Source organism: Chryseobacterium sp. S0630 (assembly GCF_024158915.1).
Taxonomy (GTDB): Bacteria; Bacteroidota; Bacteroidia; order Flavobacteriales; family Weeksellaceae; genus Chryseobacterium.
This window is the reverse complement of record NZ_JAMZGF010000004.1, coordinates 67,581-94,506: the sequence shown is the minus strand read 5'-3', so window position 1 is coordinate 94,506 and position 26,926 is coordinate 67,581. Positions and strand designations below refer to the sequence as shown.

General features: G+C 36.3%; 22 protein-coding genes. 7 read left to right on the top strand and 15 right to left on the bottom strand.

The features are described from left to right. Positions 1 to 124: 124 nt before the first annotated feature. The 11 genes from NK356_RS02910 to lpxB form a co-directional block, all read right to left on the bottom strand. Complete coding sequence (locus NK356_RS02910; RefSeq protein WP_034693090.1) at positions 125 to 3,157, bottom strand: reprolysin-like metallopeptidase; 3,033 nt, start codon at positions 3,155 to 3,157, stop codon at positions 125 to 127. 277 nt (positions 3,158 to 3,434) lie between these two features. Continuing rightward, entirely contained in the window at positions 3,435 to 4,100 is a 666-nt protein-coding gene (locus NK356_RS02905) for a DUF6048 family protein (protein WP_034693089.1), read from the bottom strand. Beyond that, positions 4,066 to 4,542, bottom strand: a complete 477-nt coding sequence (locus NK356_RS02900) for a DUF6452 family protein (RefSeq protein WP_034693086.1) — start codon at positions 4,540 to 4,542, stop codon at positions 4,066 to 4,068. The genes NK356_RS02905 and NK356_RS02900 overlap by 35 nt, the downstream gene beginning before the upstream one ends. A gap of 30 nt (positions 4,543 to 4,572) precedes the next feature. Further along, positions 4,573 to 5,985, bottom strand: a complete 1,413-nt coding sequence (gene rlmD, locus NK356_RS02895) for a 23S rRNA (uracil(1939)-C(5))-methyltransferase RlmD (protein ID WP_034693084.1) — start codon at positions 5,983 to 5,985, stop codon at positions 4,573 to 4,575. Positions 5,986 to 6,093: 108 nt separating this feature from the next. Next, positions 6,094 to 7,635, bottom strand: a complete 1,542-nt coding sequence (locus NK356_RS02890) for a TlpA disulfide reductase family protein (protein WP_034693082.1) — start codon at positions 7,633 to 7,635, stop codon at positions 6,094 to 6,096. A 308-nt stretch (positions 7,636 to 7,943) separates the two neighbouring features. Continuing rightward, positions 7,944 to 8,711, bottom strand: coding sequence for a succinate dehydrogenase/fumarate reductase iron-sulfur subunit (locus NK356_RS02885; RefSeq protein WP_034693080.1), 768 nt, complete (start codon positions 8,709 to 8,711; stop codon positions 7,944 to 7,946). A 24-nt stretch (positions 8,712 to 8,735) separates the two neighbouring features. After that, entirely contained in the window at positions 8,736 to 10,748 is a 2,013-nt protein-coding gene (locus tag NK356_RS02880) for a fumarate reductase/succinate dehydrogenase flavoprotein subunit (protein WP_034693078.1), read from the bottom strand. Between the two features lie 15 nt (positions 10,749 to 10,763). After that, positions 10,764 to 11,426 carry a succinate dehydrogenase cytochrome b subunit gene (locus tag NK356_RS02875; protein ID WP_034693075.1) on the bottom strand — a complete coding sequence of 221 codons (663 nt, stop codon included), beginning with the start codon at positions 11,424 to 11,426 and terminating at the stop codon, positions 10,764 to 10,766. A gap of 145 nt (positions 11,427 to 11,571) precedes the next feature. After that, positions 11,572 to 13,344 carry a ComEC/Rec2 family competence protein gene (locus NK356_RS02870; RefSeq protein ID WP_253316218.1) on the bottom strand — a complete coding sequence of 591 codons (1,773 nt, stop codon included), beginning with the start codon at positions 13,342 to 13,344 and terminating at the stop codon, positions 11,572 to 11,574. Between the two features lie 141 nt (positions 13,345 to 13,485). Next, on the bottom strand, positions 13,486 to 14,577 hold the full coding sequence (locus NK356_RS02865; protein WP_034693071.1) for a glycoside hydrolase family 99 protein: 1,092 nt from the start codon (positions 14,575 to 14,577) through the stop codon (positions 13,486 to 13,488). A 38-nt stretch (positions 14,578 to 14,615) separates the two neighbouring features. Then, on the bottom strand, positions 14,616 to 15,719 hold the full coding sequence (gene lpxB / locus NK356_RS02860; RefSeq protein ID WP_253316217.1) for a lipid-A-disaccharide synthase: 1,104 nt from the start codon (positions 15,717 to 15,719) through the stop codon (positions 14,616 to 14,618). A 78-nt stretch (positions 15,720 to 15,797) separates the two neighbouring features. On the opposite strand from lpxB, the gene NK356_RS02855 reads away from it, so the two are divergent. Both NK356_RS02855 and NK356_RS02850 read left to right on the top strand, forming a co-directional pair. Beyond that, positions 15,798 to 16,307 (top strand): DUF2480 family protein, encoded by a 510-nt coding sequence (locus tag NK356_RS02855; RefSeq protein ID WP_034693067.1) that lies wholly within the window; start codon positions 15,798 to 15,800, stop codon positions 16,305 to 16,307. 111 nt (positions 16,308 to 16,418) lie between these two features. After that, the gene (locus NK356_RS02850; RefSeq protein ID WP_253316216.1) at positions 16,419 to 17,078 is read left to right on the top strand and encodes a DUF937 domain-containing protein; all 660 of its coding nucleotides are present in this window, start codon (positions 16,419 to 16,421) and stop codon (positions 17,076 to 17,078) included. A gap of 60 nt (positions 17,079 to 17,138) precedes the next feature. On the opposite strand, the gene NK356_RS02845 is transcribed toward NK356_RS02850, so the two are convergent. Both NK356_RS02845 and NK356_RS02840 read right to left on the bottom strand, forming a co-directional pair. Next, positions 17,139 to 17,258: a 30S ribosomal protein THX gene (locus tag NK356_RS02845; protein ID WP_079243310.1), complete on the bottom strand. Its 120-nt coding sequence runs from the start codon at positions 17,256 to 17,258 to the stop codon at positions 17,139 to 17,141. 440 nt (positions 17,259 to 17,698) lie between these two features. After that, on the bottom strand, positions 17,699 to 19,093 hold the full coding sequence (locus NK356_RS02840) for an MATE family efflux transporter (RefSeq protein ID WP_034693062.1): 1,395 nt from the start codon (positions 19,091 to 19,093) through the stop codon (positions 17,699 to 17,701). A gap of 112 nt (positions 19,094 to 19,205) precedes the next feature. Between NK356_RS02840 and NK356_RS02835 the strand changes: the two genes are divergently transcribed. The 3 genes from NK356_RS02835 to NK356_RS02825 all read left to right on the top strand — a co-directional run bounded on the left by NK356_RS02835 (position 19,206) and on the right by NK356_RS02825 (position 23,311). Further along, positions 19,206 to 19,568: an ankyrin repeat domain-containing protein gene (locus NK356_RS02835; protein WP_034693060.1), complete on the top strand. Its 363-nt coding sequence runs from the start codon at positions 19,206 to 19,208 to the stop codon at positions 19,566 to 19,568. A 138-nt stretch (positions 19,569 to 19,706) separates the two neighbouring features. Continuing rightward, complete coding sequence (gene aspS / locus NK356_RS02830; protein ID WP_034693059.1) at positions 19,707 to 21,461, top strand: aspartate--tRNA ligase; 1,755 nt, start codon at positions 19,707 to 19,709, stop codon at positions 21,459 to 21,461. A gap of 518 nt (positions 21,462 to 21,979) precedes the next feature. Further along, positions 21,980 to 23,311 (top strand): M12 family metallopeptidase, encoded by a 1,332-nt coding sequence (locus tag NK356_RS02825; protein WP_253316215.1) that lies wholly within the window; start codon positions 21,980 to 21,982, stop codon positions 23,309 to 23,311. Positions 23,312 to 23,378: 67 nt separating this feature from the next. Here NK356_RS02825 and NK356_RS02820 read toward each other — a convergent pair whose 3' ends face one another. After that, positions 23,379 to 24,647, bottom strand: coding sequence for an adenylosuccinate synthase (locus tag NK356_RS02820; protein ID WP_034693056.1), 1,269 nt, complete (start codon positions 24,645 to 24,647; stop codon positions 23,379 to 23,381). A 149-nt stretch (positions 24,648 to 24,796) separates the two neighbouring features. Beyond that, a complete protein-coding gene (locus tag NK356_RS02815) occupies positions 24,797 to 25,366 on the bottom strand; it encodes a Crp/Fnr family transcriptional regulator (protein WP_253316214.1) in 570 nt (189 codons plus the stop codon). A 147-nt stretch (positions 25,367 to 25,513) separates the two neighbouring features. On the opposite strand from NK356_RS02815, the gene NK356_RS02810 reads away from it, so the two are divergent. Continuing rightward, on the top strand, positions 25,514 to 26,299 hold the full coding sequence (locus NK356_RS02810; RefSeq protein ID WP_253316213.1) for a Ku protein: 786 nt from the start codon (positions 25,514 to 25,516) through the stop codon (positions 26,297 to 26,299). After that, positions 26,299 to 26,904 carry a DNA polymerase ligase N-terminal domain-containing protein gene (locus NK356_RS02805; RefSeq protein ID WP_034693052.1) on the top strand — a complete coding sequence of 202 codons (606 nt, stop codon included), beginning with the start codon at positions 26,299 to 26,301 and terminating at the stop codon, positions 26,902 to 26,904. Before NK356_RS02810 ends, NK356_RS02805 begins: the two co-directional genes overlap by 1 nt. The last annotated feature ends 22 nt before the right edge of the window (positions 26,905 to 26,926 follow it).

Sequence of the window (26,926 nt, the reverse complement as noted above, 5' to 3'; positions counted from 1 at the left end):
TTATTATTAATTTATAAGTGCATTTATGTTTTTTTTATAAAAAAATAACAAATTCATCACTTATGCTCTAAATAAAGAAATCCCCGGGAGTTCCCGGGGATTTACTAATATTTAAAGGTTATCTTTATTTTTTGATAAATTTAGATTTGAATTGTTCAATTCCTTTATCATCTATTGTAATAATGTAACCACCTTTAACTAAAGCTGAAACATTAACCTTTCCATTATTGATATTTCCTCTATCTACTAATTGTCCGGCAGCACTATAGATTTTATAAGTTGCTTTATCTGAAACTTTAGTAATGTTTAGAACATCAGTTGCAGGGTTTGGATAAATCTGAATACCATTATTCTTAACAGCACTTTCAGAAGTAGCAAGATTACCTGTAATAACTACGTTATAATCCTCAACCTCACCATCGAAAAGTTCTCCACAAACATAATCTGAAGGTAATGATAAACCAATGTTACCTCCTCCAGTTCCAGCACCTACATAGAATGCTACAACTCTCATTCTTAACGGCTGTCCTTCTACTGCATTTGCTGGAATTGTAACGTTTCCGCTTACTACAGTTGATGGCTGCGTTAATGTTACAGGATAATTCAATACTCTTTCTGAATCACTGAAAACACCATCCTTGTTAAAGTCTATAAATGCAGCTACCGTATCATAATCAGCACTACCGGAGTTCCCTACTGTAACTGAAATAGGATAAGTAGTTCCTTTTACCAGGTTAACTTGAAGTGCTGTATTTGTTGTATAGTTTGTATAGGTACTATTTACAGAAGTGTTATTTACATTCGCAAGTGTCACATTGGCAATATACTCATAGTCTGAACTTGTTGAAGCAGCTGCGCAGTAAGCAAGTGCAGGTGTACTGAAGTTTACAGATGCAGAATATGTTCCTACTGTAGTACCACAAACTAAAGCTACCTGAACTTCATACGTTGTACCATCAATTAAATTACTTAAGTTGATTGAAGGAACTGCTGTATCAGCTTCAGTCCATACAGTTGTACCTACTTTTCTATAACGTACTTTATAAGTTGCGCCTGTATAAGACATCCAAGATACACTTCCTGAAGACACCGTAATGTTGCTTACAACAACGTTAGTTGGTGCAGCACTGCTACAAGCAGATAGAGGTGCAATACTTACAGGTCCTACTGCATAGAAAACATTCCCTATTGAAGAAACTCTTACTTTAATAGTCTGACCGTTCAATGAAGAAGGGAAAGTAAAGTTTTCAGATCCGTCATTAGGTGTTGATGCTGATAATACCGTCCAGGTTGTTCCGTTATCTGTAGTATAATCAATTTTTACATTAGCAACATTATAAGGAGCTGCATTAGTATTGGCAACAATCCATTGAACCGGAGTTGGAGTATTCACATCAGCATATTGGTTAGCTAATCTGAAAGGCCCATTATCTCCTACAACAATAGTCTGAACTTTAAAAGCAGATTGTTGCTCAGCTACATTGGAATTATTATCTCTTACTGTTAATGCAAAATTTGTAGTTCTTGCCGTAGTAGATACAGCTTCCCAAGTATTGTTTGCATTATTTAATACTCCGTTCATTACAGACGTAAATTTCGGGAAGTATCTTGTTGGGCTTGCGTTTGGAGCAGCAGATCTGAATGAAGCTCCTGATGTTGTATTTCCTAAGTTATATTTATCAATAGAAACTAAGGCATCATCTACTTCTTCCCAAGAATATGTCATTGGGTCATTTTCAGGATCTGTAGCACTACCCGTCAACGCAAAAGCAGTACCTTTTGGTATAGTATATGTTGGCAGATCAGTAATTACCGGTGGGTTATTGGTAATTGTAGTTTCTACGTCACAAGTTTTTGCAATTAAGTTCGCTTGTACCTGACCGATACTTGCTTTATGGAAATAAGGATCAGAGTTTTGCTGAACATCTGTATCAGGACCGGTAATACCAGCATATCCCATAATGGTAGTTCCTGAACCTGGCTCCATATTTACTCCACTTCCTTCAAGATTATGAGAGAAAGTATGATTAGCTCCTAACTGGTGACCCATCTCATGGGCTACATAGTCGATATCGAAGCTATCCCCTGATGGAATTCCATTCGCAGGAGAAGTAAATCCTGAACCTTTTCCTTTAGGAACTGAAGTTGTAGGATTAATACATACACATCCGATACATCCGGCGTTTCCTCCACCTCCAGATTTACCGAATAAATGTCCGATATCATAGTTAGCATTTCCTACATTATTTGTCAAAGCTGTTTGAAGCTGTGCATTCCATGCTCCACCCGCTCCCGTTGCAGCAGCAGCATAGGGATCTGTAGCAGGATCAATATAAATTACATTGGGAAAGTTCTGTAAATTCAAATGCAATGCAAAGTCTTTCTCAAAAACTCCATTTACTCTGGTTAGAGTATTGTTGATCGCAACAATAGCAGGAGCTCTTTTCTGATCATCCGTAGCAGTAGCAGGTACACCAGCAAGTCCCATAAAGTATTGCGTGTACTCACCTGTAACGGACATTGCCAGTCTCATTGTTCTGTATTTCTTATCAGAACTTTTGTTAAAAGTTGTTGGCTGATTAGTGAACGACTGTCCATTTTTTAATAAAGCATCTATTTCCTTCTTAGCAGCAGGAGATTCTTCTGTAGAACACAAGAAACCGTTCTTTTCCTTTTTTGTTTTAGGATGAACAGCATATACTGACTTGTCTGTTGAAGCAGGGTCAATAAATTCATATTTATCTCCATGGATGATCATTGACTGAAAATCATTAGGAGCGATACTGAATCTTAAGTATTTGGTAGGGTCATCGACACTTGTTCCAACATAAGATCCTAATTCATACTTGTCTGCCAGTTCTTTTACAACTACTGGAAAACTATATACATTAAACCTTTCAATCTTCCCGCTCATCGTAGGAAGAGAAATTACTACAGGAGTGGAGTTTGCTCCCATTTCCTGTGCATTCTTCAGCTGAGATCTCAGTAAGTTCAGGTCCAGTTTATAGTACCCGTTACTTCTTACATTAGATTGATCTACTCTAAATCCTGTACTTCTTTTGTTGTCGTCTCCTTTTTTAAGAGAAGTTGGTGTCCATTGGCCGAACACTGCCCCTCCTATACAAGTAAACATTAAAGCAGTAAATACTCTTTTCATAAATTAAAACACAATTATAATTTCCGCCAAATATAGCTATTTTATAACTCACACAAATAAAATAACTTAATATTTTTTAATATTATACACCTAAAAAACATATTCATTAAAAAAAATACAAACCAAAGAATAAGATTAGTTTTATATTCTATATAGTGTAAAAGTCAAGGGTTCTCTTTTTTATAAATTATAAGCAGTATTCATTAAAAAAAACACAACCTTTAGAACATTCTAAAGGTTGTGTTTTTTTTATTTTAAATGGCAAAAGCTGTTATTTCTAGAACTTATAAGCTATATTCCATGCAAATCCCATATTAAACTTTGAAGAACTTTTTCCAAAACCAGGAACAATCATTGGAGTGATGTCATCCTGTTTAGAAGTATATACCATATATCTTGGCTGAAGATTTACATCTATATAAAAATTGGAACTGAATAACTGTACTCTACCTCCAATAGTTCCTTCCAACCAAAAAGAAGACTGTGAGGATGAAGGAAATGCTTCAGAAGAATTACTTCCTCCAAATCCACGAACGGGAATCGCCATATATTCCTGATTATAGAAAGATCCTGCCACTTTTCCTCCGGCATAAAATCCGTTGAATTCATTTTCAGCATCTTTTGCGAGCATATAGAATGCACCCAACTTAACGAAAGGACCGCTTGCCTTAGCATCATAGCCATTTTTCTGATATACGTTTTTCTCAAAACCTGCTTCTGCAATAGCATGAATATTTCCTTTGATTTTTGAAGAAATAAATCCCTGATACAGTTTTCTATCCGAAAAAAATCCGGCTCCGGTATTCAATACATCAAGGCCAACCATAAAATTAGGCTCATATTTTTCGTGAACCTTCTTCTCTGCTTCCTTCTTTTTATCTTGTGCCCAGCTTATTATTCCAAATAAACTAAAAAGAAAGGTAAAGATTAGTCTTGTCTTCATTCTCTATTTGATTTTGTCCGACCTCCACTTTCTGAACTGGATCCGGAGTTACTAATTCTGAAGTTAAATTCTCGTAATACTTTTTGATTCCGCATCCCGGAGATACATAGGTTGACTTCGTTGTATAATTAATTCTTACTTTAGATTCTGCCCCTTTTTTCGTAAGTTTAAAATAAACGTCTGTATAAGGTGAACTGTCTACCCGTAGAGGAATTAACCTGGAATCAGTCTTTACAGCTACACCCAGATCTACCTTTCCTGCACCATAGTCTACTGCGACATACAATGAATCCAGAGTCGTCTCTTTTCCATTATCTATATCTCTAAAGGCCACCTTCATTCTTGGAGTTCCTTCTCCACTTTCACAAATATCATCGTCGCCTCCACAGGAAACAAGCATTCCTAAAAAGCAGATTGCTATGAGAAATTTAAAATACTTCATATTAAGATTTGAAATTCAAATTTAAATAATTTATTTTTTAATCAACAACGCAATGTTCTCAACATGGTGTGTTTGTGGGAACATATCTACCGGTAAGATCTTTACTAAAGTATAATGGTCTTTCATTAAAGCAAGATCTCTCGCCTGTGTAGCAGAGTTACAGCTTACATAAACTACTTTTTCCGGTGAAAGCTTAAGGATCTGTTCTACAACCTTCTGATGCATTCCATCTCTTGGTGGATCTGTGATTAACACATCTGCTTTAGGGTGGTTAGCCATGAATTCATCATTGAAAATGTCTTTCATATCTCCACAATAGAACGTTGTATTTGTTAAACCGTTCAATGCAGCATGTTCTATTGCCGCATCTATTGCTTCCTGTACAGATTCTATTCCGATTACCTGTTTTGCATTTCTTGCTACATATTGTGCGATGGTTCCTGTTCCTGTATAAAGGTCATATACTACTTCATCACCTTTCAGATCTGCAAACTCCAGGGTTTTTCTGTATAGTTCCAACGCCTGTTTGTAGTTGGTCTGGAAGAAAGATTTTGGTCCAATTTTAAACTTCAGCCCATCCATCTCTTCCATAAGATATCCTTCTCCGAAATATACGTTGATATTTAAATCATAGATAGAGTCATTCTGTTTAGGATTGATGGCATATACCAATGTTTTAATCTGCGGGAATTTTTCTAATAAGAACTCAAAAAGCTTTTCTCTGTTTTCTTTTTCTTCTCTGTAAAGTTGGAAAAGAACCATCCATTCTCCATGAGAGTTCTGTCTCATCATTAAGGTTCTTAAGAATCCTTCCTGATTTCTTACGTCAAAGAAATCCAGGCCAGTATTAACCCCATATTCTTTTACAGCCAGTCTAATAGCATTAGAAGGATCTTCCTGAAGGAAACATTCTTTCAAATCAAGAATTTTGCTCCACATCCCGGGAATATGAAAACCTAAAGCATCTTTACTCCCGAAATTTTCTTCAGAACTAATTTCGTACTGAGTAAGCCATCTTGCATTGGAGAAGGAAAACTCCATTTTATTTCTATAAAAATATTGTTCTCCAGATCCTAGAATTGGCACAGTTTCAAACTCATCAATTCCTCCGATTCTTTTGATATTATTATAGACTTCTTCCTGTTTAAAATCAAGCTGTTTTTCATAACTCATATTCTGCCACTTGCATCCTCCGCAAGTACCAAAGTGGATACATTTAGGCTCAACTCTGTATGGTGATTTTTCAAGTACTTCAATTGCTTCGCCTTCATAGTATTTAGACTTCGCTTTTTTCACTCTCACATTCACAATATCTCCTGGAATTGCGCCTGTTACCATTACGGTTTTACCTTCCTCTGTTTTTCCTATTGCTACGCCTTTTGCTCCGGCAGTCAACAATTTTATATTTTCAAGAGTTAGATCTCTTTTTTTCTTCCTACTCATTCTAAAATTTTCTATTTTCCTAATTGAAACTTTTACGTTCCAGTTTGCAAAAATACAATAAAAAAAACCTTATCCGAAGATAAGGTTTCTATACTATGTTAAAGTTTATTATTTTGTTGGAGCCGGCTGTGGATTTGCTGGCTGTGGTGCTTGCTGCATTGCAGATGGATCAAGCTGTAATTGCGGCTGCATTTGTGCATTTGGATCTACCTTCGGAGCTGAAAGACCTGTTTGTTTATCCAAAATAGTCACTAATTCCTGCTCACCAAGGTTTACGAAAGATCTGCTGGCAATTTTACCATCTTTATCAATAATAACAAAGCAAGGTAACTTGAACCCGTATACTCCATATTTCTTAGCAATGTCAGAGTTCAATCCTCCTTCTCCATAAACATTCACTCCCTGAATTCCTTTTAATAAAGAATTGCTTGTTTTAATGAATTGATCTTTTGTATCGTCAACGTTTACAAATACAAAATTCATTTTAGACTTATAAAAGTTTACCACTTCTTTTAATACAGGTACTGTAGCTTCGCTGATGTAAGGATTCCATGAAGCATAGAAGAATAACATATAAGGTTTTCCTTTGTTTTCAGAAAGCTGGTATGATTTTCCATCTTGTTTTGCTAATGCTGCTTCAGGAGCAACGTCTCCGATTTTAAGCCCTGTAATAGCTACCTGCATTTTTAAAAGGTCACTTTTAATGGTAGCATCTTTAATATCTGAATCGATGATCTTTTTAATCTTGTCAATATTGGCAGCTGGAGTTGTTGGATGGATATCAGCCTGAGCCATTACAAATGCAAGAAGATAATCTTTTGCTGTTTGAGATAAATCTTTTTTTGTTTTTAAATACTGAGCGAACATCTCAGAAGTTGTAATCCCTGTTTTTCCTTTGCTGTTTGCTTCAGCATATTTCTGGAAATCCGGAGTCATTTTTACAAGAAGATATTGTCTGTAAAGAGGAATAGTTTTTACCATTCCATCTTTGTCTGTTTCCAGCTGAGTTTCGTAATCTTTGAAAGCCTTAGAAGCTTTGAAAGAAGGATTTCCAGACATTGGACCATGGGACATTTCATAGTTCGCAAGCAAGTTAAGAATGGTTACTTTCACATCGTTTTTCTTCCATTCCAATAATCCTTTGCTTGGGTTATTTTTCTTTGCAAGGTCATCTACATTTTTATTAATATCTGCCTCAATTTTATGCATCCCTTTCAAAAATGCAGCTTCGTCTCCACCCATTAATACAGGTAAATTAACTTTACCTCCGTAGTCTGCCAAGAACTTCATACTTGCCGTAAGGAAGTCATTATTCTTTTTAGCATCTCCGGTAATCACATATTCATTTGGGAAAGTTGCTCCGTTTCCTGAGATATTCACTTTTTGGCCACCTTCAAGATAGATCAGGCTTTGTCTGCCAGCGTAATTGATTACGTACATTCCATCTTTAGGAGCGTCAAAATTTCCTGAAAAGTTTCCGTCTTTATCAAGACCTATATTAATCAAAGGCAGGGTTCCTACTCCTGAAGCTTCTACAAATTCAATTCTTTCTAATGGTGAGCTTCCAGTAATTTTTCCTTTTACTTCTACTTTTTTTGAACAAGACATCACAAAGAATGTGATGATAAACAATAAAAGATATTTTTTCATTTCAATTTTTAATATTACACAAAAATACGCTTTTTAGGGCTTGCTAATTCACACTAATTATTTTTTTTAAAAATTTTATTATTACCATTCAAAAGGGATATTCCAATTATTGAAAGTTATCTTTTTGACGGTAAAAAGTATTTGAAAGTTTTTTCAGAAAACGATTCAATTACCTTCCAAATATATACTTAATAAATAAAGAATAACGAAGATCAGTCAATAAGTTAACAAACTTTAACAGGGTTATCTTTTTCATAAAAAAATCACCTCCAAAAATGAAGGCGATTTTTTATGTATTTGAATCAATTCTATCCTTGATCTGCAAGAGCAGCCATGTATTCTCTGTTCATTCTCGCGATGTTTTCAAGAGAAATACCTTTAGGGCATTCTACCTCACAAGCTCCGGTATTTGAACAGTTTCCGAATCCTTCTTCGTCCATAGCTTTCACCATGTTCAGAACTCTTCTCTTAGCTTCTACTCTACCTTGTGGAAGTAATGCATACTGAGAAACTTTTGCTCCAACGAATAACATTGCAGATCCGTTTTTACATGTAGCTACACACGCTCCACATCCGATACAAGCTGCAGCATCCATTGCTTTATCTGCATCTTCTTTAGGAACAGGGATAGCGTTAGCATCCAATGTATTACCGGAAGTGTTCACAGAAATGAATCCTCCTGCTGCCATTACTCTGTCGAATGCGCTTCTGTCTACCATCAAATCTTTGATTACAGGGAAAGCAGCACTTCTCCAAGGTTCAATAACGATCGTCTCACCATCTTTGAACATTCTCATGTGAAGCTGACAAGTTGTAATACCCGTATCAGGACCGTGAGCTCTACCATTGATGTAAAGAGAACACATACCGCAAATTCCTTCACGACAATCGTGGTCGAAAGCGATAGGTTCTTTTCCTTCGTTAATTAAGTTTTCGTTCAGGATATCCAACATCTCCAAAAATGAAGAGTCTGTAGATACATCTGATATTTTATAGGTCTCAAACTGACCTTTAGTTTTACTATTTTTTTGTCTCCAAATTTTCAGCGTAAGATGTAAGCCTTTTTTTGCACTCATAATGTTATATTTATAGGTTGGAGATTATTTATAACTTCTAGTTTTAACCTCGATGTTGTCGTATATCAATTCTTCTTTATGCAACACTTCTGTGTTGATATCGTTTCCTTGATATTCCCAAGCTCCGACGTATTTGTAGTTTACGTCATCTCTTTCCGCTTCTCCGTCCGGAGTTGAATGGTCTTCACGGAAATGTCCACCACAAGATTCATTTCTGTGTAGTGCATCGATAGCCATTAATTGTCCAAGTTCAAGGAAGTCTGCTACTCTGAATGCTTTTTCAAGCTCAGTGTTCATACCTTCTCCTTCACCTGGTACTTTTACGTTTTTCCAGAAATCGTTTCTTACTTCTTCAATTTCTTTGATTGCTTCTCTTAATCCTTCAGGAGTTCTTCCCATTCCAACTTTATTCCACATAATGTTTCCTAATTGTTTGTGGAAATGGTCTACAGAGTGAGTTCCTTTGTTATTTAAGAAGAAATCAATTTTTTCTTTAATTCCTTTTTCAGCTTCGTCAAACGCTCCTGAGTTCGTAGGAATAGCTCCTGTTCTGATATCTGCAGAAAGGTAATCTGCAATCGTGTAAGGAAGTACGAAATATCCGTCAGCAAGACCCTGCATCAATGCAGAAGCACCCAATCTGTTTGCACCGTGATCTGAGAAGTTAGCTTCACCGATTACGAAACAACCTGGGATTGTAGACTGAAGGTTATAATCAACCCATACACCACCCATTGTATAGTGAACTGCAGGATAGATCTTCATTGGAGTTTTGTAAGGATCATCAGCAGTAATTTTTTCGTACATTACGAATAAGTTACCGTATTTCTCCTCTACCCAGCTCTTACCTAAATCATAGATCTGCTGATCTGTAGGATTATGAATATGTTTTTCGATAGCGGATTCTTTACCTTTTTTCATGATCTCTGTAGAGAAATCAAGGTAAACACCTTCCTGAGTATCATTATTTTCGATTCCGAATCCAGCATCACATCTTTCCTTAGCAGCTCTGGACGCAACGTCTCTAGGTACAAGGTTACCGAATGCAGGGTATCTTCTTTCCAAATAATAATCTCTATCTTCTTCTTTAATATTTTCAGGTCTTAATTTACCTTCTCTGATTGCTACCGAATCTTCGTGTTTTTTAGGAACCCAGATTCTTCCGGAGTTTCTTAATGATTCAGACATCAAAGTCAGTTTAGACTGCTGTGTTCCGTGAACAGGAATACAAGTCGGGTGAATCTGTACGTAGCAAGGGTTTGCGAAGTAAGCTCCTTTTTTGTGAATTTTCCATGCAGCAGAAACGTTAGATCCCATTGCATTGGTAGAAAGGAAATATACGTTTCCGTATCCTCCAGAAGCGATTACTACAGCGTGAGCAGAATGTCTTTCAATTTCACCTGTTACAAGGTTTCTTGCGATAATCCCTCTTGCTTTTCCGTCAACAATAACAAGATCTAACATCTCATGACGGTTGTACATTTTGATTCTTCCTTTACCGATCTGACGGCTCATTGAAGAATAAGCACCTAATAATAACTGCTGTCCTGTTTGTCCTTTTGCGTAGAAAGTTCTTTTTACCTGAACCCCACCAAATGAACGGTTATCCAGCTGACCGCCGTAATCTCTCCCGAAAGGAACCCCCTGGGAAACACACTGGTCAATAATATTTGCAGAAACTTCAGCTAACCTGTAAACATTGGCCTCTCTTGCTCTATAGTCACCACCTTTGATGGTATCATAGAATAATCTGTAAGTAGAGTCACCATCTCCCTGGTAATTTTTAGCTGCGTTGATCCCTCCCTGAGCTGCAATAGAGTGCGCTCTTCTTGGAGAATCCTGGTAGCAGAATGCTTTCACATTATATCCTTGCTCAGCTAATGTAGCTGCAGCAGAACCTCCTGCCAAACCTGTACCTACAACAATAATATCAATCTTATCTCTGTTGTTTGGTGCAACAAGGTTCATATGGTCTTTATGATTTTTCCACTTGTCTTTAAGAGGACCCGCTGGAATTCTTGAATCTAATTTACTCATACTAGTATATTGATATTATTGAGTTATAAAATGGAAAACTGCTACGATGATAAATCCTGCAGGAATAAGGATTGAATACCATGTCCCGAAAGCTTTGATCACCGGCGTATATTTTGGATGTCTCGCACCGATAGACTGGAATGAAGACTGAAATCCGTGTGCTAAGTGTAATCCTAGTAGAACAAAAGAGATTACATACAAAGCCACTCTCCAAAGATCAGCAAACTTTTCATGAAGTTCCGGCCAGAAACGTTCTGCATCAGGAGTCAATCCTTCTACATACTTGTAATTAATTTCATGTAGCCAGAAATCATATAAGTGAAGCGCCAAGAAAGCTAAAATAACAGCTCCTGAAATAATCATATTTCTGGACATCCATGAAGAATTCACAGATGCGTTGTTAGCTGCATACTTTACCGGACGCGCTTTATTATTCTTGATCTCAAGCACAAATCCCATTACAAAATGGAAAATTACTGCAAAACCAAGAATAGGCTGCATTAAGAACTGCACAAAAGGATTATAGCCCATAAAGTCAGATGCTGTATTGAATGCATCCTTGTTTAGAACTGATAACAAATTGGTTGTCAAATGCAGTATAAGAAAAATCAGCAAAAACATAGCTGATAATGCCATAGCGTATTTTCTACCTATCGTAGAACTCGTTAAACCTGCCATATAAGTTTAAATTTGAATTTCCACAAAATTAAGAAAGTTTAACAATATCGAAAAGTGAGAAATCTCACAAATAGACAGTTTGTAATCTTTCTAAATAAGATTTTCGCCCATTATAAATACAGGAAAATGGCTAAATTCAGAACCATCATTTCAGATCATAAATCTTATTCCTGAAAACCACTTTTTGAATGGAGGGTGACAAGGTTTTTATCTCAAAATGATCTACTCTCCTGGAAGCACAATATGGATTGACTATATACTGTAAAATCTTCGTCTTATTTTTCATATCCGAAATCCAGAAACAGACTCTGGCCCCATTTTTCACTGAAAAAATTTTGTTTCTGTTAAAATGATGAACCAATATCTCTTCCTTCTGATTTTCAAAAGCCGTGATTCCGCTTCTTATCATTAGAAATAGTAGCACTGCCATCATCAATCCCATCGTATTTTTCATATTGAATTTCAGTATAGCTGCTCTTAGTAAATAGACAAATATTGCTAATGACATCACTTCTATCCCATTCATTGGAATATTTTCAAAGAACAGCACGTCAACCTCAGCAAACCAATGGATCACCTTCAGCAAAAACTGAATAATCCCGTCATATATACCATTTATAAGTTCAAAATCAATCCCAAAAGAAATAAGAACTGTTATTAAAAAAGAGAAAATAATAATTAATTCAGAAAAAGGAACGATAACAAAATTGGCAATGATTGATATCAATGAAAACTGATGAAAATAGTACAACACCAGAGGAAGTGTTGCCAACTGTGCAGATAAAGATATGGTAATCGTGTTAAACAGAAGTTTTTTAATATAATTATCCTGTTTTGGGAAGTATTTCAGCAGAGGCTGATTCAGCCAATAAATTCCCAAAACAGCCAAAAAGCTAAGCTGAAATCCTACATCAAAAAGCTGTTGCGTATCTCCGATTAGAATAAAAAAAGCAGACAAGGCTAGTGAGTGAAGCAGATCTGGCTTTCGCTGAAGCAAAACAAAAATAAAATAAACACTCAGCATGATACAAGATCGCAATACTGAATTACCCAATCCAATAAAAGCGGCGAACAACCAGATAAAAATCAAACTGAAAGTAACCGCATATTTTCTGAATTGTAAAGGAACAAATCGAATCAAAAAAAAGTAGAACATCCCGAAAACAACCACAATATGAGTTCCGGAAATAGCCAGAAAATGAACCAACCCGGACTTATTGAAATCTCTAACAGTGTCTGCATCAATTTCTGTTCGGTCTGCCAGAATAATACCTTTCAGAAATTCTTTAGTTTTTTCTGAAATTTCTGTTTTATCTATTTTGTTAAGAACCTCAAACCTATATTGCCTAAGCTGATCTGCCCACGTTAAGTCATTCCGTTCTGCAGATATAATTACTTTTGAAAGATAAACCTGGTAATCAATATGTTTTCTTTTCAGATATTGGGCATAATCAAATTGAAAATCATATGATGGAATCTGAGGTTTTGTAATGTAAACCTCGGCTTTGTAGTAGTGAATAAAATCAAACTCTTTTCTATCTTTTGAAACATAAAAAATTGAATTAAAACATGCATTTCCCGCCTGTGCAATGCCTTCATATTTTCTATACTTTTCCGAAGAATTTAGTTTCTGAGAGATCTTAAATAAAACCGTTTCATGCTTCTTGACCAGAAGTTTATCAACTGGTGAAGAAGTGTTATAGAAATGAAGAACAATTCCTGCTCCAAACAGCAGAAGCATCAGTAAAACTGTTTTGGTTTTATGCAGAAGATAAGAATGAAAACAGATTAAAATCAACAATATTGAGCAGACTACTCCCACTCCATGAACAACAGTCTTTACTAATACCACTTTATCCTGAAAAAGAATTCCAAGAATAAAGCTTACTGAGAGAATAAGAAGAGGCTGTTTGTTCAATATCCATTAATTATTCTTTTAAAATAGGCAATGAATGGGAAATTCATGATCTCTTTACAAACTAAATAAGCGCTCTGTCTTCATTAAAAATGTTAACAGAACGCTTAATTTTTTTTACTAAAAATTACGTTTAAAAGTATATTATCTCTTTTTCAAAAATTTATCCGTCAAACGCTTCGTTTCTTTGATATAAAATAAAGGATCTTTCCCGTAATCTTCATATTTAAAATCTCCTGCTTTTTTAGGAATAGCAGGCTCTATTTGCGTTCCTTCATGCCATTCATTGAATGATGTAATTCCAATGAACTCCGGATTTACTTTACTGGCAGCATCAAACATTTTCTCATAATATTTTCCATGATCTCTGCTTTTGAAATTCGCTTCATTCCACGGACGGATTCTTGTATCAGAATAACCAGGACCTACACACGGAATAAAAATCAGATGATGATCTTTAGCATATTTGGCCATAAAATCCCAATTAGCCGTTGTACTTCCATATACAAATCCTTCGCTGGCAAAATAGGTATAGAAACCATCAAAGCCTGCCGAATCAAAAAATTTAGCATCATCTTTCTCAACCCAAAGTCCGATATAAAGAGCATCTAAATCTGTGTTTCGGACTGTTCGTTCTCCATCTTTGGATAGTATTTTCCTCCACTCTTCTTTAGGAATTTTATAGCTATCATACACATAAAACAGAGGTTTTCCTTCTTTTTTATAGAATGCATGATGATGAGAATACGTTTTTATCAGGTAAGAAAGCTGCTCTTTTAATTCTGAAGTATTTTTATAAAAGGGCTCAATGTGGAATGCTATTTTTAAATCAAACCGATCTGCAATATCTAAATATTTGATAAGACTTTTATCCGTAAACGAATCTTTTCCCAACCAGCTTACAACAACTACTCCTACTCCAGAGTCTTTGATCATTTTCATATGCTGCCCGATGGTTTTCGGATCATTGGAACTGTAGTTGCCAAGAGCCGGGTAAAAATTAGCTCCGATATCATCTCCTCCTTTATGATGTCCCAGATTATTCCACTTCGGATTACTCCAGTGAGGAAGGATCTCATGATTCCAGTGCTGATAATCTCCATCTGTTGCAGGATTGGCATACCAGCCGTAATAAAATATCTGAACTTTATCTCTTGCACTGCTCTGCTGGGCAAAACTGTTTGTGAAAAACAATATAAAAGTCAGGAATAACAGAAAACGGTTACAATAATTCATAGTTAAAAGTAGATTAATAATCAGAAACTCGGTATAAACTATACTTTCAATATCACCTCAGCAGCATGATCGCTGGCTCCTTTTCCGCCAAGCTTTTCTCTCAGAAGGCTATAGTCATTCAGAACCTGATCCCTTTTCTCTCCTGACAAAATTTTATTGAGCTCTTCTACCAGATTTTTAGTATTCAGATCATTTTGAATCAATTCTTTCACCACTTCTCTGTCCATAATCAGATTAACCAGAGAAATATAATTGATATTTTTCACCAATCTTTTAGCAATAGCATAGGAAATTTTACTTCCACGATAGCACACCACTTCAGGGATATTCAACAAAGCGGTTTCCAACGTAGCTGTTCCGGAAGTCACCAAAGCAGCTTTTGAACATCTTAGCAGATCATAGGTTTTATTAGAAACAAAATGAACATTATCATCTACATATTTCTGATAAAATTCTTTTGGAAGACTTGGGGCTCCGGCAATCACAAACTGATAGTTTTGAAACTGCGGTCTTACGGAAAGCATTATTTCAAGCATCTTTTCTACTTCCTGTTCTCTGGACCCCGGAAGTAATGCGATAATTTCTTTTTCGTTCAAGCCATGCTCTGATTTGAATTTTTCAATGCTGATTTCCTGAAGATCCGAAATAGCATCCAGCAACGGATGACCTACAAAATGAGAATGCACTCCATGTTTTCTGTAAAAGTCTTCTTCAAAAGGAAGAATGACCATCATTTCATCCACATATTTTTTGATAATCTCTACGCGGCCTTCTTTCCAAGCCCAAAGCTGTGGAGAAATATAATAAACAACTTTTATTCCCAATTCTTTGGCAAATCTGGCAATTCTCAGGTTGAATCCCGGATAATCCACCAAAATCAAAACGTCAGGTCTGTTCTTCTGAATATCCTCTTTACAGAATTTAATATTATTCAGAATAGTACGGAGGTTCATCACCACTTCCAGGAATCCCATAAAAGCAAGATCACGGTAATGCTTTACCAACGTTCCGCCCTGAGCTTTCATCAGGTCGCCACCCCAAAATCTAAATTCCGCATGTGGATCCTTGTGTTTTAAGGCTTTCATCAGGTTGCTTCCATGCAAGTCACCGGAAGCTTCTCCTGCAATAATATAATACTTCATTTCTATAGTAAGGATAGAGAACAAATTAAGATAGATATGATCTTAATTCGTAAATTTGTTCAAAGATAATGATAAAAAATGTCAGAAGAATTTGAAATCCGGAATAAAGTTGCAGAAAGCGGCCTTATCAATTTTGACCTTACCACTTTACTGCCAAAAGGGGAAAGAAAGGGTATTGACCTTAAAGATTTCCTTTGGCAGGAAATGATCCTGAAAGAAAAAGATTTCCGTGAAAAGGTAGATGCAATCGATACGGAACAATATAAAGACACTTACGTATACATTTACAATTCCGTAGACACTATTATTCCTCTTTGGGCTTATTTTGTTTTAACAGCAAAGATTACCGATGTAGCAAAAAAAGTAGTTTTTGGAAACCGCGAGGATCTGGAAGTTATTTTAATGCATAATGCCATCCAGACTCATGATTTTGAGGAAATGAGAGGAAAAAGAGTGCTTGTAAAAGGATGTTCAGATAAAGAAATTCCTGAAAATGCTTATATTGAATTGGTAGAACAACTGAAACCTATTGTAAAATCTCTGATGTTCGGAGAAGCGTGTTCAAACGTTCCTATCATTAAAAACTAAAGTCTTCTGAAACGCTCTCAGAAACTTTAACAATAATTATGAAAGGCGGTCAATTTGTAAGGCATATTTTTTGATAACTTTGGTGTAATTAATACTAAATAAACACAAAAAATGAGTTTAATTGACCTACTTACAGGGAACACAGGCAACCAGGTTGCTGAACAGGCTGAAAACAAATTCGGAATCAGTAAAAACCAGGTAATCGCCCTATTAGCAGTTGCTACCCCTCTTATTATTTCTTATCTTAGAAATAAATCTCAGGACGCTAAAGAAGCAGAAGCTTTAAATAATGCTTTAGATAAAGACCACAACGGAAGTATTTTAAATGATGCTTCACAAATTGAGGCAAGACAGGCTGAAGGAGGATCTATTCTTGATCATATCTTCGGTGGGCAAAAAAGTACTGTTGAAAACCAACTGTCACAGAACACTGGAATTTCAATAGATAAAATAGGTCCTATCCTTGCGATGCTTGCACCTGTAGTAATGGGTTATATCGGACAGCAAAAACAACAGAGCAATGTAGGAGCTGGCGGCTTAGGAGATCTTTTAGGAGGAATCCTTGGAAATGCTTCCAATCAGGCACAAGCTCAGCAGTCTAATCCTTTGAATGACATTCTTGGAAGTGTTTTAGGAGGTAGCGGACAATCTCAATCATCAGGAAATCCTTTGAATGATATCCTGGGAAGTGTATTGGGTGGTGGTGGAAACCAACAACAAGGTGGCGGCGGTTTAGGCAGCATCCTTGGTAATATTTTGGGAGGTAAATAATTAATTTAATTTTCATAAAAAAAGACCGGAGATATGATCTTCGGTCTTTTTTATTTTTAATTACTTTTTAGATTTTTCTGCAGAAGCAGGAAATGATTTTGAAGCTTTTTTAGGTCTTCTTTTACCATAACTTCCGGAATTAATTTTTCCTCTTCTTGATTTTTTGTCTCCTTTTCCCATAGTATTATGTATTTGTTGTTCTACGAATTTAGAAAATACAATACTAAAATCCAATTAATGAAGCTGTTAAAGTTTTATAAATTAGGTTAGGAAGCTGGAGGATGGATGTTGGAAGTTACTATCAGGTTGCTATTTTCCATTCTCAACCGGCTGATCATTTATTTTTTTTCATTTTGCAAAAAAAGACTAGCTTAAATATTCCAGACAGCAATTACTCCTCTCTTCCAGCTTCCAACACCCAGCCCTCTAAATCTTCACAGTCTTCCACTTTCCTTTTTTAAACAAGAAGGAAGCTGGAGGATGGAAGTTACTATCAGGTTGCTATTTTGATTCTCTGTTATCAAATTAGTTCTATTTTCTTCATCTTATTGATAAAAGGCTAGCTTAAATATTTCAGGCTGCCAGTACTCCCCTCTTCAAGTTTCCATCATCCATACATTCTACACTTTTATCGTCTTCCATTTTCCTTTTTTAAATAAGATAAAAGCAACAATGGTTATCAATGTTTCTGCGGCAGGAATTGATATAAAAACTCCTTTGGGGCCCATGTCAAGATATTTTGATAAGAAATAAGCCAGCGGAATCTGAAACAGCCAGAAACCAAAAAGATTAACCCAGGTAGGAGTCCATGTATCACCAGCTCCATTAAAGGCATTGATCATCACCATCCCGATTCCATAGAAAATAAATCCTATACTCATAATCTGAAGTGCATTTTTAGCAAAATCTTTAATCGCCATTTCCTGAGTAAAAAAACTAACTAAAAAGTTCCCCATAAAAAGGAAAATCAAACTTACCACAAGCATAAAAATGACATTATATTTCACGGTTTTCATCACCGACTGTTCTGCTCTCAGCATTTCATTCGCTCCCATATTCTGTCCTACCAACGTAGAGGCAGCATTACTCAATCCCCAGGCTGGAAGCATAAAGAACATCATTAGTCTTAAAGCGGTCTGATAACCCGCCGATGCATTCTCTCCTCCTGTAGTTGCTACAAGTTCTGCAAGGAAAATCCAACTGCATGAAGCAATGACAAACTGAAAAATTCCGGGAGTTGCAATTTTTATAATGGATTTGATTAATGTATAATTCGGTTTAAAATAAGGAAGTTTAATTCTTATCTGAGTATCGGCTACCAAAAGATGATACAGCTGATAAATAACACCAATGCTACGTCCTATTGTTGTTGCCAAAGCAGCTCCCGTGAGCCCCAAAGCAGGAACAGGCCCTAAGCCTTTTATCAGAATCGGGCAGAGAATAATATTGGCAATATTCGCGATCCATAAACTTTTCATGGCAATCATAGCATTTCCGGCTCCTCTGAAAATCCCATTAATTAAAAACAAAAGCATAATAATCGTGCTGCTTCCCATCATAATTCTGGTAAAATTCTTCCCATAAGCTGCTGCTTCCGGTTTTGAACCCATCAGGATTAAAATTTCTTCTGCAAAGATCACCCCCAACAAGCTTAAAATAAAAGTAATCGCAAAGGAAACGAGTAATACCTGTGCTGCACTTCTGGAAGCCTGTTCCGGATTTTTCTCACCAATTCTTCTTGCTACCAAAGCTGTAGCCGCCATACTCATCCCAATGGCAATAGAATACATTATCGAAAGTACAGATTCGGTAAGTCCTACCGTCTGGATAGCAAAACCGCTTTCTTTCAGATGACCGACAAAATAGAGATCCACAAGCGCAAACACAGATTCCATAGCCATTTCAAGCATCATAGGAATCGCTAAAAGTAGCACAGCACTTCTGATATTCACTTTCGTAAAATCAGTTTCTTCACCGCTGAATGCTTTTTTCAAAAATTCAACATATTTTGTCATTTCGCAATTAATATTTTATGTAATCCCAAAAATACAAATCCAATTATTAGAAAAACTTAGCAATTGGTAATAAAATTTAATTTAGATTTGTATATTCTTAAAAATTATCCTTATGAAAAAAATAATCTCTACTACTTTTCTATTTGGAATGTTACTGTCCGGCAGCATGTTCTCTGCCCAGAAGATGAGTCAGGAAAAGATGAAAGCCATTTATTCTGATGATATAGCAACATTCAAAAAACAGTTTGCTCCGGGAGATTACAACAAATGTTTCCTTGTGGGAAATATACTTTATTCACCCCTTGGCTTCAGTGTAATGTCTGACAGAAAGAATATTATCAACTTCCTTTTGGATAACAAAGCGAATGTGAATAAAAAATGTCAGAATAAAACTCCTCTTGAAGTAGCTGATGAAACAAAAGGTAGTGAAGAAGTAAAGAGAATTCTGATCGCAAAAGGTGGTAATAGAATCTAAAAAAATCTAAAAACAATATATGAAACTTCCGAAAGGGAGTTTTTTTTATTTATAAAACCTGCAAAAATCTTATCTTTGCCAACGAAAAATTCAAGGTTCGGAATTGAACCTTAAACATTGAACTTTAAACAAATAATTATGTTTCGATCACACACCAACGGAGAGCTATCTCTGAAAAATCTGAATGAAGAAGTTACACTATCAGGATGGGTACAGACTATCCGTGATAAAGGATTTATGATTTGGGTAGATCTTCGAGATCGTTACGGAATTACCCAGCTGGTTTTTGACCAGGACCGCTCTTCTGCTCAATTGATGGAGGAAGCTAAAAAACTGGGCCGTGAATTTGTGATTCAGGCTACCGGAAAAGTTATTGAAAGAGTAAGCAAAAACCCTAATATTCCAACCGGGGAAATTGAAATTCTGGTAGAAAAACTGACGATTCTGAATGATTCTCAGCTTCCACCTTTCACTATTGAGGATGAAACGGATGGTGGTGAAGAATTAAGAATGAAATACCGTTACCTGGATATCAGAAGAAATCCGGTAAAAGATAAACTGATCTTCCGTCACAAGATGGCACAGAAAGTAAGAAATTATTTATCTGACGAAGGTTTCATTGAAGTGGAAACTCCTGTTTTGATCAAGTCTACTCCGGAAGGAGCAAGAGATTTCGTGGTACCAAGCAGAATGAACCCTGGACAGTTTTATGCATTGCCACAGTCTCCACAAACTTTCAAACAACTTTTAATGGTAGGTGGAATGGATAAATATTTCCAGATTGTAAAATGTTTCCGTGACGAGGATTTAAGAGCTGACAGACAGCCGGAGTTTACACAAATCGACTGTGAAATGGCTTTTGTAGAGCAGGAAGACGTTATGAACGTATTCGAAGGAATGACTAAAACTCTTATAAAAGATATTACAGGTCAGGAATTCGGAGCTTTCCCAAGAATGACTTTCGCAGAGGCGATGAAAAAATACGGAAATGACAAACCGGATATCCGTTTCGGAATGGAATTCGTAGAACTGAATGAACTGGTAAAAGGAAAAGACTTTAAAATATTTGATGACGCTGAGCTAGTAGTAGGAATCAATGTAGAAGGATGTGCAGACTATACGAGAAAGCAGATCGATGAACTTGTGGATTGGGTTAAACGTCCTCAGATCGGAGCTTCAGGAATGGTTTGGGCAAAATTCCAGAATGACGGAGTAAAAACCTCATCGGTAAACAAATTCTACAACGAAGAAGATTTAGCAAAAATCATCGAAAAATTCGGAGCAAAAGAAGGCGACTTAATGTTGATTCTTTCCGGAAACGAAAATAAAGTAAGAGCTCAGCTTTCAGCATTGAGAATGGAACTTGGTAACCGTTTGGGGCTAAGAAAAGGAAATGTATTTGCACCGCTTTGGGTTGTTGACTTCCCTCTATTGGAATGGGATGAAGATACTGAAAGATACCACGCCATGCACCACCCTTTCACGTCTCCAAAGCCGGAAGATATCCACTTGTTGGAAACAGATCCTGGAAAAGCAAGAGCCAACGCTTATGACATGGTTCTGAACGGAAACGAAATCGGAGGTGGATCTATCAGAATTTTTGACAGAGATCTTCAGTCTAAAATGTTTGACTTATTAGGATTTACCAGAGAAGAAGCAGAAGCTCAGTTTGGATTCCTGATGAACGCATTTAAATATGGTGCTCCGCCACACGGAGGTTTAGCATTCGGGTTTGACCGTTTGGTAGCCATTCTTGACGGGAACGAAGTGATCAGAGATTATATCGCTTTCCCTAAGAACAATTCAGGACGAGATGTAATGATCGATGCACCTGCTTCGATTGCTGATGCACAGCTCGACGAATTAGAATTACAATTGAATTTAAAAGCATAAATGTAAAGCGGGGTATTTGCCCCGCTTTTTTTATATTCTTATTACAGGAGCCTTAAGTTCACCCTGAACTTCCTGATGTTTTATACTGACGATACTATTCTTGAAAAATAAATAGTAATAAAATAGCATTATTTAGAATCAAAAAACATTACAAATCCTACCATAATTTATCAATTTGCTAACAAAACAAACTTTACACCAGTGAAATATGTATTTCAACACACTATGTCAAATATTCGTGAAATAACTTAATTTAAAATTTAATAGTAAAAATTAAATTAAAACATTTATATAAACGAAATAAATACATTTTTCAAATAAAAACCCAACAAAACAATCATTATATTATGTTATATGTAAATATGATTTTTATTAATATATTTACGTTACACAGCTGAATTATAATGAAGACTTAATCAAAACTTAGGAATTGATGTATTTTTATAATCTCATGCGTATGATAATAATATAGCTGTTCATATTTTAAAACCTTGATCACCAAACCAATATTAAATAATATGAAAAGCAAACTATTACTATTATCAGGATGCCTTGTTCTGGCACTGAATTCATGTAGGTCGGACATTGAAAATCCTCAAACTGATTCAATCGATCCTGCAACCACAAAGCTGGACAATGCAAAGATTCACAAATTATCTATTGACGGAAAATTCACGTATGTTAATGAAATAAATGGAGAATATTTTTACGCAGAAGATATTACGATTAGCCCCGAACAGTTTAATGTATTACAAAAGCAGGCCAATCCCGGAACATCAACAGCAGAGAAAAGTACCATTGTAAGCTCTTTTATTAAGACATGGCCGGATGCAACCGTTTATTATACATTACCCAGCCAGGGAAGTCTGAGTACTCAGAATTATAATACGTTCCTGACCAATATCAACAAAGCGTTTGATATGATTTCTTCACAAACCAGTATGCAGTTTGTTGAACGAACCAACCAAACAGAATATATCACCTTTACTTATACAACATCCAACAGTTCTCCACTTGGATGGCAAAAAAACAGAGTTAACGGTATAAAAATTTATAATATTACTTATCCCGCTATTATTGCCCACGAAATCATGCATTCTATGGGAATCATGCATGAACAGTGCCGCCCGGATAGAGATCAGTACATCATTGTAGATGTTAACAAAGCCGTAGAAGGAAGCCGTCATAACTTCAATCTTTACAATGATTACGCAGGACATGGTGCTTTTGATTTCGGTTCAGTCATGATGTATCAGTCTACAGATTTTGCTATAGACTCAAGTCAGCCAGTAATGACTAAGCTGGATGGATCTACATTCACCAAGCAAAGAACAGGGTTGTCTGCGGGTGATTATGCTGGTATCAATCATTTGTATGGACCTGTAAATGCTACTTCTGCCGTCAACGGAACGTATACAATGAGAACAGCTTTAGCAAGTGATAAAAATGTAGATGTTTCAGGAAGTTCAACTACAGACGGCACCAGCATCATTCTGTATTCCGCTTCTACAGGGAGTAACCAGAGATTTACTTTCACCAAATCAGATCATGGTTATTATACCATCAAATCTATATTGGATCCTACAAAGGTATTAACCGTGAAAAGTAACGGGACAACGAATGGAACAGCTGTTGAATTACGAACCAATGCTAATACAGATTCTCAAAAATGGTTATTATTCAATTTAGGAAATAATGGATTTGGATTTGCTCCAAAGAACGCACCAGCATTGAGATTAGAGGTGAAAAATGGTACAACAACCAATCTTACTCCTATTGTAATCGGCACAACTGATCAAACGGTTCAGACTTCTACAAAGCAACGCTTCATCCTTACAAAAGTTAACTAAATTTCTTCATACAAAAAAGAGGTTAGGAAATAAACTCCCTAACCTCTTTCTATTCTACAACTATCTATTAGATTAATTTCAACATTTCATTCCTTCCCGGCCCGGTTGAAAGATAAGCCACAGGAATTCCCAATTCTTCTTCCAAGAATGACAGAAACCCGATGACTTCTTTTGGTAATTCTGAAGGACTTTTCATTGCAGAGAAGTCAGCCTCCCAGCCATTCATCCATTTTAGTATAGGTTTTCCGTTTTCAGGAAGCAAACCTGAAGCAGTTACAATCTCTCCATTTTCCAGTTCATAATGAGTACAAACTGCTACGGATTTCAGTCCGCTTAAAACATCAGCCTTTGTCAGCACCAGCTGAGTTACCCCATTGATCATTACGGCATACTTCAAAGCAGGAAGATCCAGCCAGCCTGTTCTTCTCGGACGTCCCGTATTGGAACCAAACTCGTTTCCTTTTGTTCTGATCTGTTCACCTAATTCATCAAATAATTCAGTTGGAAAAACTCCGTTCCCTACTCTTGTACAGTATGCTTTTGCAATCCCGAATATCTCACCGATCTTTTTCGGTGAAACACCTAATCCGCTGCTCGCTCCTGAAGCAGTAGTTGAAGAAGAAGTTACATACGGATATGTTCCGTGGTCAATATCCAGCATAGCAGCCTGAGATCCTTCTGCTAAGATTGTCTTACCTTCTGCCAGAGCATTGTTTAAATATATTTCAGTCTCCGTACATTTGAATCTTTTCAGAAAATCTACGGCTTCAAAAAATTCATTGCTTATTTCCTCCAGAGAAGGCAGCGTCATACCTCCTGCAGTCAGCATCTTATAATCTCTTTCTAAAATGTGCTGTACTCTGCTTCTAAAGTCAGGAGCAAACATATCTCCTATTCTTACATTCTGTCTTAAGATTTTATTTGAATAAGCTTGCGCAATACCGTTTTTGGTAGTTCCGATGGTTGTATAATCAGAACTTTCCTCCATAAAAACATCCAGAAGCTTATGAGTAGGCAGCACAAAGTGAGCTTTCAATGAAATAATCACATTACTTTCCGGCTGAACCGTTTCATCAAATAACTGAAGATTTGCAATTTCTTTTTTGAAACTTACAGGATCAAGAACAGTTCCTGTACCAATTACATTCTGCACTCCTTTCATAAAGATCCCCGAAGGAATCATTTTAAGCGTAATTCTTCGTCCGTTTCTCTCTATGCTGTGTCCAGCATTCGATCCACCATTAAAACGCGCTGTAATGTCATAATTTTCACTGATCAGATCAATAAACTTTCCTTTTCCTTCATCACCCCATTGTAATCCTAATACAATATCCATATTCGTACTTTAAATTTTATGGGACAAAGCTATGACAGTCAACAAGAAAGAGCATTGTCATTTGACAAAAAGAGATTTTTTGAAAAATTAGAAGCTAGATGTTAGAAGTTAGTAACAACTATCCAAACCTATTACTCTCCCACAAAATCTTATACGATATTTCTTCTGATACGGCTCAGTGAAGAAGGAGTGACTCCAAGATACGAAGCCAGCATAGATTGCGGAACTCTGTTGGCAAGCCCCGGATAATGATTTAAAAAATGAATGTAACGGGATTTCGCATCCTGATTGAGCATGATACTGGCAACCTTTAGTTTATTCTCAACAACAAAAGCATGGATTCTTGCAAACAAAACAGGCCATACAGCAATTTTCTCTTCCAGAAGTTTAAAATGCTTAAGATCAATCACCAGCAGTACAGCATCTGTAATAGCTTCAATATCTTCATGAGCAGGCAGCTGATCGGTAAAACCTTGAAAATCTCCTATAAATCTACCTTCATAGATGAAATACCGGGTAAAATCGTCACCCTGTTTGTTATAGTATAAAGAGCGGAAAACCCCTTCCTTTACAAAAGCAATTCTTTGACTTACTTTCCCGGCCTCTACAAAAGGTTCTCCCTTCTTTATCTTGATTTCCTGAATTCCTTCAGCAATCAAAAGTTCCTCCTGAGGATTCAGTATTCCGAATTTTTTGATATAAGTAAAAAGCTCTTCCATATTTCTGTTTTATCCACGGATTGCGGAAATATAAAGATATGAAAGTGATTGCTAAAAACAATTGTCATTTGGCAACAAACCTACTTAAAGGTACCACACAGGCTTTCAACGGCATGTTAATTGCTTGATTTTTAAAAACGTAAGACAATGAAAGCAATTTGGAACGGCGCCATTGGCTTCGGTTTAGTAAACATTCCTGTTAAAATTTACTCAGCAACAGAAACCACAAAATTAGATCTCGATATGCTTGACAAATCTGATTTTTCCAATATCCGATTTAAGAGAGTAAATGAAAATACTGGAAAAGAAGTTAAATGGGAAAACATCGTCAAAGGTTATCTCATGGACGAAAAATATATCGTTCTTGATGAAGAGGATTACGAAACAGCAAGCCCCGAAAAGACAAAAATACTTTCCATTGACCAATTTGTCAAAGAAGAGGAAGTAGATAGTGTGTATTTTGAAACCCCTTATTATCTGGAACCTCAGAAAAATGGAGAAAGCGCCTACAGACTTTTACTGAAAGCGCTTGAAAAAACATCCATGGTAGGAATCGGAACATTTGTTCTCCGTGAGACTGAAGCCATCGGAATGATCCGTCCTTACAATAAAGAAATACTGGTCCTGAACCGTCTGAGATTTGATCAGGAAATAAGAAATTATACAGACTTAAAAATCCCCGCTCAAAAGGCTCCGAAACCTGCAGAGCTTAAAATGGCCGTCAATCTTATTGAACAACTTTCTCAGGAATTTGATCCTGCGTTATATAAGGACACTTATTCTGATGCACTGATGAAAATCATTAAACAGAAAGCAAAAGGCAAAAGTATAAAAGCCAAAAAAGTTCAGCCTCCAAAAGAAGGTAAAGTGATTGACCTGATGGCACAGTTAAAAGCAAGTCTTAGCAATTCCAAATCCAAATCCGCATCATAATGGCTCTTAAAGATTATCATAAAAAAAGAAAGTTTGATGAAACCAGCGAACCCAAAGGAGAAACAAAAAAAAGTAAAGACAAACTGATTTTTGTGATCCAGAGACATGCCGCTACCAGGCTTCATTATGACTTCCGGCTTGAAATGGAAGGTGTATTGAAAAGCTGGGCCGTTCCGAAAGGTCCGTCATTAGATCCGAAAGACAAACGGCTTGCTATGATGGTGGAAGATCACCCATACGATTATAAAGATTTTGAAGGAAATATCCCGGAAGGAAATTATGGTGCCGGACAAGTGGAAGTATGGGACAGCGGAACTTATGAACCTTTGGAAGAAAATTCTAAACTTTCACATGAAAAAGAACTTCTGAAGGAATTACATGCAGGTTCTTTAAAATTTATTTTACACGGCAAAAAACTGAAAGGAGAATTCGCTTTGGTTAAAATGAAAAATACGGATGACAACTCATGGTTGCTCATCAAACATAATGACGAATTTGCAGAAAGTCCTTACAATGCTGAAGAAAACACTTCACCAAAATCATTGGTCACCCAATTTTTAGAGGAAAAAAAAAGCTTAAAAATAAAAGAAAAAAAGAAGTTATAATCTCTGAAAAGCCCTTCAGGAA